Genomic DNA, 12,099 nt, shown 5'->3' on the forward strand with positions numbered 1-12,099 from the left:
CGCGTAGCGTGGAACCGTGCCCGGCCACGCCGCTCCAGCGGACCCACGGTTCGGCGTTGAGCTGCGCCGCCTGCGCGCCGGGCGCGATCTCTCCATCCGGGACTTGGCCAAGCGCGCCCATTACGGAAAGACCTACATCCACGATCTGGAGACCGGCAAGGCCCGTCCGTCAGCGGCTGTCGCGGCCCATCTCGACGCGACGCTGGAAACAGACGGCACGCTGAGCGCGCTCGTACGCGAACCAGGCTACGGCCTGTCCCCCGACGACTGGAACCGCCTGGACGCCGTCGCGGCATGCCCTCGCCGCGTCGATCGCGCGACCGTGGACGCCCTCGCGGGCGTGCTCTCGCAGACCCGCCGCCTGGAGGACGCGCTCGGCATCGGCGCCGTCCTGGCACCGGTGACTGCCTGCCACCGAGCGACCGGTCCGGGCCGCCGCTCTGCTGGACCGCGCGGTCGGGCTGGCGGTCGAGGCGGGCAACGGTGACGTGGCGGCCACCGCCCTGTCCTTCAAGGGCCACGCCGCTTACCTCGCCGGTCAGCCCGGCGCCGTGGTCACCCTCTCCGAGGCCGCCCGTCGCGACCCGACGGTGTACATCGGCCAGCGCGCGTACGACGCCCTCCAGGCCGCGCGTGGTCGCGCCATGTTGGGCGAGACAAGCGAGGTCCTGGGCCTGCTGTCGTTGGCCGCCGACGAGGACGCCGAAACCGCCGCATACGCCGGTCCCGTTCCGGACTGGCACTACTACCGCACGCCCGAGTTCTTCCTGTTGGAGCGCGGCCTGGTCTACGCCCACCTGGGACGGGCGACCGACGCCCGGACCTGGGACGTCCGCGCGGTCGAGTCCCTCAGCAACGGCCTCGGGTCCATGCCCGCCGACATGCGCGAGTCCGAATGGACTGCGGACTACCTGCTCGCGCTCGCCGCCGCACAGCTCCACGACGGCGATCGTGACTCCGCCGTCGAGACGCTTCGCACCGTACGACGGATCGCGACATCCGTCGGGTCACGCCGCCTCGTACGCCGAACCCGCGATTCGCAGCGCATCCGACGTGGCTCCGGCTCTATCTCGCCTCGCACCTGACGGATGCGTTGTCGGACCTCATCGAGCATGGACGGCAGTCCCCGGGCGACCTGTTCTCCCGCTTCCTGGGCTGGCCTGACTGAACGCCGCCTGACCGGTCGCGGCGCAGAGGTTCAGCGGCGGCGGGTGCGGGCCCGGGCGGAGCGTAGGCGGCGCAGCCGGCCGATGAGGACGGGGTCGCGCTCGTACGCCGCCGGATTGTCCAGCAGCCCGTTGAGGAGCTGGTAGTAGCGGGTGGCCGAGAGGCCGAAGCTGTCCCGGACGGCCTGTTCCTTGGAGCCCGCGTGCTTCCACCACTTGCGCTCGAACACGAGGATCTGCTCCTCCCGCTCGGTCAGCGCGACGGTCTCGACGCGGGCGGCGGGCTCGGCCCCGTCGGCCTGGACGCCGGGTTCGGCCAGGGCCGCCGCCTCCGCCCGCGGTGCGGGCAGGGGCTCGATCAGGGCCGCCGGCTCGGCCCGCGGCGCGGGCACGCGCTGCGGCTCCACAGCGGAGGATTCGTGGACGTCCGGAATCTCGGCGGGTGGCATAGGGGCGCTCCTCGGGGTGGTCGGAGAGCACGCACAAACGTACGAAGGGGATCGCCAGCATAGTGGCAGCCGGCGATCCCCCTCGCACGTCGGCGGGCACGCCGCGAGGCTACCTCACGTAACGTCGCGACTACGGATAGTCCACATGGCTGCCCCCACAACGAGGACCAGCACCGTCGCCAGCACCCCGCCCGCCATCTGCCAGGTGATGGTCAGCGTGTCCGGCAGACACCCCTGGGTCGCGGAGAAGTCGCAGGAGTCGTAGTCCTCCAGCCGGATCTGCTTGCTGAGCCACGCCTCCGCCCACACCGGGATGAGGTACGCCTCGATGAACTTGACCCGCGCCAGCGCCAGCACCGTGGCCAGCCCGAACTGGAACACCACGATCGCCCCGACGGTCACGCCCAGCGCCACGGCGGTGTGCCGGCCCAGCGAGGCGAGCCCGAAGCCGAGGGCGGCCGCGGCCAGAATGAGCACAAGCGCGCGCAGTTCCAGCAGCATGATGGACTGCCAGGCCCCCGAGGTCATCCCGGCCGTGGTTCCCCGCAATGCGGCGATGGCCTGGAAGACGCCGGTCCACACGGCGGACACCACGACGGTGAACGCACCGACCCCGGCCAGCAGCGCGGCCAGCTTCGTGCCGAGCACCCGCTCCCGCTGCGGGCGCCACAGCAGCAGATTCATCATGCCGCCACTGCTCCACTCGGCGCCCACGAAGGACGCCCCGATGACGAACGCGGCCATCGCCAGGATTCCCGCCAGCGCGAACACCATGTCCGGGAAGTTGCCCCGGAAGCTGAAGGTCGCCGGCATGTACCACTCGTACCTGAATTCCTCCTGGTTCGGCGGGGTGAGGCCGTCGCAGTCCGTACGCTGCGGATCTGCCGCCACACACTGCTGCTTCTGCTGCTCGAAGTCCTGCAGCGCGCGCTGGTAGTCCTCGTTGGCATGGGCCTGAGCCGCGGTCACGGCCGCCGGGCCGACCTTCTCGTTGGTGAAGAACGTGCCGACCGCCAGCGCGGCGAGTACGACGAGGCAGCCGATGGTCAGCACCTTCGTGAAGCGGCGCTTCACGAGGCGCCGGGTCTCCGCGCGATACAGGCTCACTGTCCCCACCCATCCTGGGCCCGGCCCGCCGGTGCCAGCACATTCTCGTCCACCTGCCGGTGCACGCCCGGCACCGGCGCGGTGCCGGTCAGTTCGAGGAAGACACTCTCCAGGTCCGCGGTGACCGGGGTCAGCTCGCTGACGTACAGCTCCCGGTGGGCCAGCGCGCGGGTGATCTGGGAGGGCTGCTCCAGTCCGCTGACCATCAGGTGATCGGCCTCCACCTGGACCTGCGCCCCGGCGGCCGTCAGCACCTCGGCGGCGGTGGGGACGTCGGTGGCCGAGTCGAGGCGGACCCGGACCGCGGTGGAGGTGTGCTGGGCCAGGACCTCCGCGACCGTACCGGCGGCGACCCGGCGGCCCGCCGAGATGATGGTCACCGAATCGCAGATGAGCTGGATCTCGCCGAGGATGTGGCTGGACAGCACCACGGTCATGCCGGATTCGGCCAGGTCGCGCATGAGCGTACGCATCTCTCGGATGCCGCCCGGGTCCAGACCGTTGGCAGGCTCGTCCAGGATCAGCAGCGTGGGGTTCTTGAGCAGCGCGGACGCGACCGCCAGCCGCTGCTTCATGCCCAGCGAGTACGTCTTGACCCGGTCCTTCGCCCGGTCGCGCAGGCCGACCAGCTCCAGCACCTCGTCGACCCGGTGCTGGTCCACGCCGCCCGCGTCGGCCAGCAGCGACAGCGTGTCGCGGGCGGTGAAGTTGCCGAAGAACTGCGGGCTCTCCACGATGGCGCCCACCTGGCCCGCGACCTCCGGCAGGGCGGCGGGGACCTCCCGCCCGAGCAGCGTCATCCGGCCGCCGTTCGGCTTGATCAGGCCCAGCAGGGTACGCAGTGTGGTGGTCTTGCCAGACCCGTTCGGACCGAGGAAGCCGTGGACCTGCCCCGCCTCGACGAGCATGTCGAAGCCGTCGAGCGCCCGGCGTACCCCCTTGCGGCTGCGGTAGGTCTTCTGCAGACCCGATATCTCCAGGACGGCCGTCACGCCGCACCTCCCGGTCACATGGAAAGGACGGCCGCCACCCTAGGTGATGTTCGCCACCAGCCGGCTCAGGCGCAGATGACGTGTACGCCGGCGTCGTGGAAGCGCTGCACCACCGACTCCGGGGCCCCGGAGTCGGTGACCAGCGTCTCGACCTTGGCGATCGGGCAGATCCGGGCGAACGCGTGCCCGCCCAGCTTGGAGGAGTCCGCGATGACGACCACCCGTTTGGCGCGCGCCACCATGAGACTGTTCATGGCCGCCTCGCCCTCGTGATGGGCGGCGGCGCCGAGATCCACGTCGAGGGCGTCGACGCCGAGCAGCACGATGTCGAGGGTGACCTCCTTGAGCAGCGCGCCGCCGAGCGGCCCGACCAGCTCGAAGGACTGCGGGCGCACGATGCCCCCGGCCACCACGATCTTCATCCGGGACCGGACCAGCAGTTCGTTCGCGATGTTCAGGGCGTTCGTGACGACCGTGAGCTGGGCGCCGTCGCCGCTGGTGTTCAGGTCCGGGCGGACCGCCAGGGCGCGGGCCACCTCGGTCATGGTGGTGCCGCCGTTGAGGCCGACGACCGTGCCGGGGACGACGAGTTTGGCGGCGGCCTCGCCGATCCGCTGCTTCTCCGCCGAGTGCTTGGCGCTCTTGTACCGCAGCGGCAGGTCGTACGAGACCCCGTTGGCGACCGCGCCGCCCCGGGTCCTCGTGATCATCTGCTGCTGGGCCAGTTGGTCGAAGTCACGCCGGATCGTGGCCTGGGACACGTCGAGGCGCCCGGCCGCGTCCTCGACGCTCACCCGCCCGCTCTCGGCCAGTAACTCGAGCAGGGCATTCCACCGCGCGTACCGGTCCACCCGACCCTCCCCCCTGCACGTTACGTGATAAGAGTGTGCACATTAGTGCGCGAAAAGACACGAAGCAAAGAGGGTGCCTGCGCGAATACACTGGGTGCATTGCCTCGGGGGCAGGCATCTGCGCAGAATGACGCTCGAAAGAACGTCGTACCGAACGCTTCTGCGCAAACGGCGGCTGTGAAGGACATGCGATGACCCACGTCAAGGCGGAGATCGCCAGCCAGCCCGACTGTTGGCGTCAGGCCGCCAAACTGGCGGACGCCCCCGGCCTACCCCGGCCCGGCGAGCGGGTCGCCGTCGCCGGCTGCGGCACCTCGTGGTTCATGGCCAAGGCGTACGCGGGCCTGCGCGAGCGCGCCGGCCACGGCGAGACGGACGCGTTCCAGGCGTCGGAGTTCCCGCTCGAACGCCGCTACGACCGGGTCATCGCGATCACCCGCTCCGGCACCACCACCGAGGTTCTCGACCTGCTCCAGGCGCTGCAGGGACGCTGCCCCACCACGGTGATCACCGCCGACGCCGGCCAGCCCGCGGCCACCCTGGCGGCCGAGACGATCGCGCTGGAGTTCGCGGACGAACTGGCCGTCGTGCAGACGCGCTTCGCCACCACCGTGCTGGCGCTGCTCCGCGCCCACCTGGGCGCCGACATCGAGAACATCGCCTGCGACGCCGAGGTGGCGGTCCGCATCCCGCTGCCGGTGCACCCCGCGCTCGCCGAGCAGATCACGTTCCTGGGCAGCGGCTGGACCATCGGCCTGGCCGAGGAGGCCGCGCTGAAGTGCCGGGAAGCCGCGTCGTACTGGGCCGAGGCGTACCCCGCCATGGACTACCGGCACGGGCCCATCGCGCTGGCGGCCCCGCGCCGGGTCGTCTGGGTGTTCGGCGACATCCCCGCCGGGCTCGTCGACGACGTGGAGGCCACCGGCGCCGCGTTCGTGCACAGCCGGTACAACGGCGGGTACGCGGCGCTCGGCGCCTGGCGTGGCGGCCGGGCCCCCCTCGACCCGATGGCCGACCTGGTCGTCGCCCAGCGCGTCGCGGTGCTGCTGGCCACCAGCCAGGGACTCGACCCGGACCGGCCACCCCACCTGTCGCGCTCGGTCGTCCTGCAGTGAGCGAGGGCGGCGCGCACACATCGATGTCCAGCACTACCGTGGGCGGGTGCCAGCGATCGGTCGGAACCCGCATGAGCGACTGCACGCGCGGCAGGTGCCGCAGGCCCGGTTCCAGCTCGCGAAGGACGGGGTCGGCGTGAGCGACGACGCCGTCATCGCCCTGGACGTCGGTGGCACCGGCATGAAGTGCGCGGTGGTCCGCCCGGACGGCAGCGTGCACCACGCCGAACGGCACCCCACCCGGGCCGACCGCGGCCCGCAGGCCGTCACCACGGCCATCCTCGACGTCGCCGCCGGGCTCGCCGACCGCGCCCGCGCCGACGGGCTCACCCCGATCGCCGCGGGTGTCGCCGTGCCCGGGGTGGTGGACGAGACCACCGGCACCGCGGTGTGGTCGTCCAACGTCGGCTTCCGCGACGTACCGCTGCGCGACCTGGTCGCCGACCGGCTCGGCCTGCCCGCCGCGCTCGGCCACGACGTACGTGTCGGCGGCCTCGCCGAGGCCCGCCTCGGCGCGGGCCGAGACGTTCGGCACGTGCTGTTCGTCGCGATCGGCACCGGCATCGCCGCCGCCCACGTCGTCGACGGACGGACGTTCGCGGGAGCGCACGGCGCGGCCGGGGAGATCGGCCACGTGATCGTGCGCCCCGGCGGCCCCCTGTGCGGCTGCGGAGCCCGCGGCTGTCTCGAAGCCATCGCCTCGGCCGCGGCCATCGGCCGCCGGTATGCGAAGGAGTCCGGCCGCGCCGACGCGACCGCCTTCGACGTGGCCGCCCAGGCCGCCGCCGGGCACGCACCGGCCACCGAGGTGTGGCGGGACGCCATCGAGGCGCTGGCCGACGGCCTGCTCACCGCGCAGGCCCTGTTCGACGCGGGTGTCATGGTGCTGGGCGGCGGGCTCGCCGAGGCCGGGGAGGCCCTGCTGGCCCCGCTGCGCACGGCCTGCGCCGCCCGGGTCACGTTCCACCGGATGCCCCGGCTCACCCGGGCCGCACTCGGCGACACCGCGGGCTGCCTCGGTGCCGCCCTGCTGGCCCTCGACTCCCTGGCGGACCGCCCGTGACCATCACCGAGGTACGCGGCCACATCGTGCGCCCCGGCGCGATCGTCCCCGGCGTCGTGCAGGTCGACGGCCCCACGATCCTCGACGTGGAAGCCGCCACCGGTGTGCCCGACGACATCGTCGTGCCCGGGTTCGTGGACCTGCACTGCCACGGCGGCGGCGGGCACACGTTCACCACGGGCGACGTCGAGTCCGCCCGGCAGGCCGCCGGGTTTCACCTGGCCCACGGCACCACGACGATGCTGGCCAGCCTGGTCAGCTCCCCGTACGAGCTGATGCGGGCGGCGACCGCGGCGTACGTGCCGCTGGTGGCGGACGGGACCGTGGCCGGGATCCACTTCGAGGGGCCGTACCTGTCCGGGGCGCGTTGCGGGGCGCAGAATCCCGCCTATCTGCGGGACCCATCCCTGGAGGAGCTGACCGACCTGGTGAAGCTCGGCGACGGGGCGGTGCGGATGGTGACGATCGCGCCCGAGCTGCCCGGCGCGCTGGAGGCCATCGCGTACCTGGCCGGGGCCGGGGTGGTCGCCGCGGTGGGGCACACCGACGCCACGTACGAGCAGACCCTGGCCGGGGTGGCCGCCGGAGCGACCGTCGGCACCCACGTCTTCAACGGCATGCCGCCCGCCCACCACCGCCGTCCCGGACCCGTGGTGGCCCTGCTGGGCGCCCGGACGGTGGTCTGCGAGCTGGTCGCCGACGGTTTCCACCTGCACCAGGGGATGCTGGCGTTCGCCGCGCACGCGACCGGCCCGGACCGCGCCGCGTTGATCACCGACGCGATGGACGCGGCGGGCATGCCGGACGGCCGGTACGAGCTGGGCGGCCAGGAGGTCGTCGTCGCGGACCGGGTGGCCCGGCTGACCCGGGACGGCTCGATCGCGGGCAGCACCCTGACCATGGACGCGGCACTGCGGCAGGCGGCGGCCGCGGGCATTCCACTGCCGGACGCGTGCGCCATGGCGGCCACCACCCCGGCGCGCGCCCTGGGCCTCGCCGACCAGCTCGGCGCGCTGGAGGCCGGGCTCCGGGCGGACCTCGTCGTGCTCTCCGCAGACCTGCACGTCAAGCGGGTCATGCGCGCCGGCACCTGGGTGAGCTGACCCCGGAGGTTCCCGCCGGCGTGAACCGGCGCGGACGTGTCGGTGCGGATGCCACCACGGTCCGGTGAAATCGAGCAGGATGCGTTTCGTGACTGATGACGCGCCCGCCGTGCCCAACCCGCTCCAGCCCGCCAACGAGGACTGGCAGCGTGGTCTCGCCATCGTGGCCCACCCCGACGACCTGGAGTTCGGTGCCGCCGCGGCCGTCGCCCGCTGGACCGGTCAGGGCAAAAAGATCACCTACGTCCTGGTCACCAGCGGCGAGGCCGGCATCGACGGCATGGACCCGGACGAGGCGGGCCCGGCACGCGAGACGGAGCAGCGCGAGTCCGCGGCGATCGTCGGCGTCTCCCAGGTCGATTTCCTGCGACTGCCCGACGGCGTCCTGGAGTACGGCGTCGCGTTGCGCCGCGAGCTGTGCCGGGTGATCCGGACCCACCAGCCGGAGATCGTGCTCACCAACAACTTCCGCGACAGTTGGGACGAGGCCGGGACCGCGCTGAACATGTCCGACCACATGGTCACCGGCCGGGCCGTACTGGACGCCGCGCGCGACGCGGCCAACCGCTGGGTGTTCCGCGAGCAGATCGACGCGGGCCTGGAGAAGTGGGGCGGGGTCCGGGAGGTGTGGGCGGCGGGGTCACCGCTGTCGAAGCACGGCGTCGACACGACCGACACGTTCGAGCTGGGCGTCCGGTCGCTGGAGGCGCACGCCGCCTACCTGCGCGGCCTCGGGTCCGGCGACTTCGACGCCGAGGAGTTCCTGGAGGGCTTCGCCCGGCAGACCGGCACCCGCCTGGGCGTGAGGTACGCGGCCGCCTTCGAGGTCTTCCGCCTCAACATGTACTGACATCGGAGCGGCGACCTGCCGGTCCCGGGGGGTCAGCCCAGCCCGGCGGGGCGCTGGACTCCGCCGGGCAGCGGCGGCAGCGGCACCGCGTCCCACGGGACGCGGGCCATCAGGCGGATCAGGACCAGCCCGAGCAGCAGCCCGGCGACCGAGTCCGTGATCCAGTGGAAGCCCAGGTACGTCGTCGTGCAGAACACGATCACGGGGGGCAGCACGCGCAGCGCGGTGCGGGCCCGCGGCGATAGCTCCCGACCGTACGCGCGCAGCAGCGCCGCCGCGAGCAGGGCGATGGCGGCGTACCAGACCAGAGCGTTCGCGACGTGGCCGGAGGGGTAGCTCAGGGCCTTGGCCCCCGACGCATAGGGGTTGAAAAGCACCGCCCGGTCCGGGCCGTCGAACTTCGGCGCCGCCCGGTCCAGCCACACCTTCAGCGGCCCGACCGTCAGGTACATGAGCACGTAGGCACCCAGGAACACCAGCACCGGGCGCACGGACCGGGTCCGCCGGATGAGCAGCACCATCAGCAGGCCCGTGACCGGCATGAGGACCTGGCCGCCCTGGCCGAGGTAGTTCAGCACCCGGGCGGGCCAGTACACCGCGGCGGGTTGGTGCGCGAGCACCCAGTCGGCGACCGCCTCGTCGAGCGCCAGCAGGTGCCCACGGGCCAGCGCGAAGGTCAGCGCGACGAAGCCCGCCAGCAGGGCGGCGTCGAGCCACCAGCCGGTCACCGGCCGAGCCCTCGTCTGCACCGCGGTCTGCTCCATCCGACCCACGCTACCCAGCGGGAGCTAGATGAGGGTGCGCAGCCTGGCGGCGATGAGGTCCGCGCGGACGCCCGAGTTGGGGCAGCCGCCGAAGTGGTGCAGTGCCACGACCCGGTTGGTCGCACGGGACAGCACCGGGCTGCCGGACGAACCGCCCTCGGTGTCGCAGTAGTAGGCGACGTCCGAGTCCTTCGCGTACCCGTCGTATGCGGAGTCGGCGACCGCGCAGGTGCCGGCCCGCTCCTTGAGCCCGCCGCTGATCCGCGTCGGCGCCCCCGCCGGGTGCTGCGGGATGTACAGCTCCTGGCCTTTCGCCGGGCGCGCGGAATCGAACGTCAGGTACCCGAACTTCTGCACCCGGGCGAAGTCCACCACCGTGAACAGCGTGTAGTCGTACACCCGGTTGGTGGCCAGCACGCGGTCACCCCACACCTTGACCGGACGCAGCGGCTCGCCTCCGGCGCATCTGGCGCACTCGTAGTTGAACCACACCTCGGTGCGGTACGCCTCCCGCGAGGACGTGAAGCAGTGGTTGTTGGTCAGCATCCGGTTCTGCGTGCCGACCCGCCAGCCGGTGCACAGCTGGGTGCCGTTGATCAGCAGCCGCGCCACGGCCCGGGACCGGGCGTACACGACCGGTTTGGCGGAGCGGTAGCAGGCCGCCTCGGTGCTGTCGTCCGAGCCGCAGATGGACTCCTCCCGCCCGGTGGTCCCCGGCGCGGTGAGCCTGGCCTCCGGGACCTGGCGCTGCTCGGCGGCGCTGTACCCGCGGGCGAAGACGTCCACGGTGACGCCGGGCCGGGTGGACCTGCCGCCGCGGTGCAGCCGCACCACGGCGGCGTCACCCGTGATCGACATCGCCCAGCTGCCGGCGGTGCCGGGCGCGTCGTACCGGTACGCCTCCGTGCCGTCCGGGCTGGCCACGACGACGTAGTCCCCGCGGCCGAGCGTCACGTGGCTGAAGTGCGGCTTCACGTACGTCGCTCCGGGGAAGCGCAGCGTCGTCGTGGGCGCGGTGTGCCCGAGGCGGCGGTCCACCCGGACCAGGTCCCCGACCCGCTGGGTGGCCCCGGCGGTCGCGGTGCTGCCGCCCCGCGGGGCGGTCACGGGGTGCTGCGCCGCGACCGGGGACGGCGCGGCCGCCGGGGCGTCGTGCCAGGAGCCGACCGTGCCGCCCGGGTCGGCCAGCCTCGTCCAGGCCAGGACGGCACCGGCGACGATCACGGTCACCGCCGCGAGCGCCCCGATGAGAATGCTCACCGTGCGTCGCATACCACTCCCGCAACTCGGGCCACATCAGAGACATATGGACCAACGTGGCGGTCCGGCCTGTGTAACGAACCACGTGCGACCGCGACGCGCCGCCGTGTCCGTGCAGACTGGGTGCGTGCGCATCACGTCCGCCCTCGTCGACCCGGCGCTGCTGGACCTGCCGTGGGGCGTCCCGCTGGAGGAATGGCCGGCGGATCATCTGGTCGCGCTCCCCCAGGGCATCTCGCGGCACGTCGTGCGCTTCGTCAAACTCAACGACACCGTGTACGCGCTGAAGGAGACCCGCGAGCGCATCGCCGAGAAGGAGTACGACCTGCTGCGCGCGCTGGAGCGGATCGACTTCCCGGCGGTGCGCGCCGTCGCCGTGGTCACCGACCGGCAGACCGCCGACGGCGAGCCGCTGGAGAGTGTGCTGATCACCCGGCACCTGCAGTTCTCGCTGCCGTACCGGGCGCTGTTCTCGCACACGCTGCGCCCGGAGACGCTGAACCGGCTGCTGGACGCGCTGGCCGCGCTGATCGTGCGCATGCACCTGACCGGCTTCGCGTGGGGGGACTGCTCGCTGTCCAACACCCTGTTCCGGCGCGACGCCGGGGCGTTCGCCGCGTACCTGGTGGACGCGGAGACCGGCAGCCTGTACCCGCGGCTGAGCGAGGGACAGCGGCTGGAGGACATCGAGGTGCTGCGGCTCAACATCTTCGGCGAGTCCCTGGACCTGCAGGCCGCCGAGCTGCTGCACGACTCGATCGACCCGGAGGCCGTGGTCGACGACATCGTGGCCCGCTACGAGCGGCTGTGGCACGAGGTCACGTACGAGCAGGAGGTGCCGCGCGACGCCCGGCACAACATCGAGCGGCGCATCCGCCGCCTCAACGAGCTGGGCTTCGACGTCGCCGAGGTGGCCATGTCCACCATGGACGGCGGCTACCGGGTGCGCCCGAAGGTGGTCGACGCGGGCTACCACACCCGGCGGCTGCTGCGCCTGACCGGTCTGGACGCGGAGGAGAACCAGGCCCGGACGCTGCTCAACGACCTGGACGCGTACCGGGCGGAGAGCGACCTGATCGACGAGCAGCAGGCCGCGCACCGCTGGCTCACCGAGGTTTTCGAGCCGGTGGTCCGGGCGGTGCCGGGCCACCTGCGGCGCAAGCTGGAGCCGCAGGAGATCTTCGCGCAGATCATCGAGCACAAGTGGCTGCTGTCGGAGCGGGCTGGGCGGGACGTCGGCATGACCCCCGCGGTGCAGTCGTACCTGACGGACGTACTGGTCAAGAAGCCGGACGAGCAAGCGGTGCTGGGTGTCGAGGTCGGCTCACTCGACGGCGTCCTGGGCTGAGCGCGACAGCCACTGCGCAGACCATTGACCG

13 protein-coding genes are annotated in these 12,099 nt (G+C 72.4%); 7 read left to right on the top strand and 6 right to left on the bottom strand.

Annotated elements, in window-relative coordinates:
• The first annotated feature begins 16 nt into the window (after positions 1–16).
• Together ACMCNO_RS32605 and ACMCNO_RS32610 are read left to right on the top strand one after the other, a co-directional pair.
• Entirely contained in the window at positions 17–487 is a 471-nt protein-coding gene (locus ACMCNO_RS32605; protein WP_412753249.1) for a helix-turn-helix domain-containing protein, read from the top strand.
• A gap of 1 nt (position 488) precedes the next feature.
• Positions 489–1,085: a hypothetical protein gene (locus ACMCNO_RS32610; RefSeq protein WP_412753250.1), complete on the top strand. Its 597-nt coding sequence runs from the start codon at positions 489–491 to the stop codon at positions 1,083–1,085.
• Between the two features lie 113 nt (positions 1,086–1,198).
• On the opposite strand, the gene ACMCNO_RS32615 is transcribed toward ACMCNO_RS32610, so the two are convergent.
• The 4 genes from ACMCNO_RS32615 to ACMCNO_RS32630 all read right to left on the bottom strand — a co-directional run bounded on the left by ACMCNO_RS32615 (position 1,199) and on the right by ACMCNO_RS32630 (position 4,565).
• Complete coding sequence (locus ACMCNO_RS32615) at positions 1,199–1,615, bottom strand: DUF3263 domain-containing protein (protein WP_412753251.1); 417 nt, start codon at positions 1,613–1,615, stop codon at positions 1,199–1,201.
• A 114-nt stretch (positions 1,616–1,729) separates the two neighbouring features.
• On the bottom strand, positions 1,730–2,722 hold the full coding sequence (locus tag ACMCNO_RS32620) for an ABC transporter permease subunit (protein WP_412753252.1): 993 nt from the start codon (positions 2,720–2,722) through the stop codon (positions 1,730–1,732).
• Entirely contained in the window at positions 2,719–3,714 is a 996-nt protein-coding gene (locus tag ACMCNO_RS32625; RefSeq protein WP_412753253.1) for an ATP-binding cassette domain-containing protein, read from the bottom strand. Before ACMCNO_RS32625 ends, ACMCNO_RS32620 begins: the two co-directional genes overlap by 4 nt.
• Positions 3,715–3,779: 65 nt before the next feature.
• Complete coding sequence (locus ACMCNO_RS32630; RefSeq protein WP_412753254.1) at positions 3,780–4,565, bottom strand: DeoR/GlpR family DNA-binding transcription regulator; 786 nt, start codon at positions 4,563–4,565, stop codon at positions 3,780–3,782.
• Positions 4,566–4,756: 191 nt separating this feature from the next.
• Between ACMCNO_RS32630 and ACMCNO_RS32635 the strand changes: the two genes are divergently transcribed.
• The 4 genes from ACMCNO_RS32635 to ACMCNO_RS32650 all read left to right on the top strand — a co-directional run bounded on the left by ACMCNO_RS32635 (position 4,757) and on the right by ACMCNO_RS32650 (position 8,696).
• Complete coding sequence (locus ACMCNO_RS32635) at positions 4,757–5,680, top strand: SIS domain-containing protein (RefSeq protein WP_412753255.1); 924 nt, start codon at positions 4,757–4,759, stop codon at positions 5,678–5,680.
• Positions 5,681–5,816: 136 nt separating this feature from the next.
• Entirely contained in the window at positions 5,817–6,743 is a 927-nt protein-coding gene (locus ACMCNO_RS32640) for an ROK family protein (protein ID WP_412753888.1), read from the top strand.
• Between the two features lie 2 nt (positions 6,744–6,745).
• Positions 6,746–7,846: an N-acetylglucosamine-6-phosphate deacetylase gene (gene nagA / locus ACMCNO_RS32645; RefSeq protein WP_412753889.1), complete on the top strand. Its 1,101-nt coding sequence runs from the start codon at positions 6,746–6,748 to the stop codon at positions 7,844–7,846.
• Positions 7,847–7,934: 88 nt separating this feature from the next.
• Positions 7,935–8,696: a PIG-L deacetylase family protein gene (locus ACMCNO_RS32650; protein WP_412753256.1), complete on the top strand. Its 762-nt coding sequence runs from the start codon at positions 7,935–7,937 to the stop codon at positions 8,694–8,696.
• Positions 8,697–8,728: 32 nt separating this feature from the next.
• On the opposite strand, the gene ACMCNO_RS32655 is transcribed toward ACMCNO_RS32650, so the two are convergent.
• Both ACMCNO_RS32655 and ACMCNO_RS32660 read right to left on the bottom strand, forming a co-directional pair.
• Positions 8,729–9,460 carry a phosphatase PAP2 family protein gene (locus ACMCNO_RS32655; protein WP_412753257.1) on the bottom strand — a complete coding sequence of 244 codons (732 nt, stop codon included), beginning with the start codon at positions 9,458–9,460 and terminating at the stop codon, positions 8,729–8,731.
• A gap of 24 nt (positions 9,461–9,484) precedes the next feature.
• A complete protein-coding gene (locus tag ACMCNO_RS32660; RefSeq protein WP_412753258.1) occupies positions 9,485–10,732 on the bottom strand; it encodes a trypsin-like serine peptidase in 1,248 nt (415 codons plus the stop codon).
• A 115-nt stretch (positions 10,733–10,847) separates the two neighbouring features.
• On the opposite strand from ACMCNO_RS32660, the gene ACMCNO_RS32665 reads away from it, so the two are divergent.
• Positions 10,848–12,068 carry a DUF4032 domain-containing protein gene (locus tag ACMCNO_RS32665; protein ID WP_412753259.1) on the top strand — a complete coding sequence of 407 codons (1,221 nt, stop codon included), beginning with the start codon at positions 10,848–10,850 and terminating at the stop codon, positions 12,066–12,068.
• Positions 12,069–12,099 lie beyond the last annotated feature (31 nt).

The organism is Krasilnikovia sp. M28-CT-15, assembly GCF_047159595.1.
GTDB lineage: Bacteria > Actinomycetota > Actinomycetes > Mycobacteriales > Micromonosporaceae > Actinoplanes.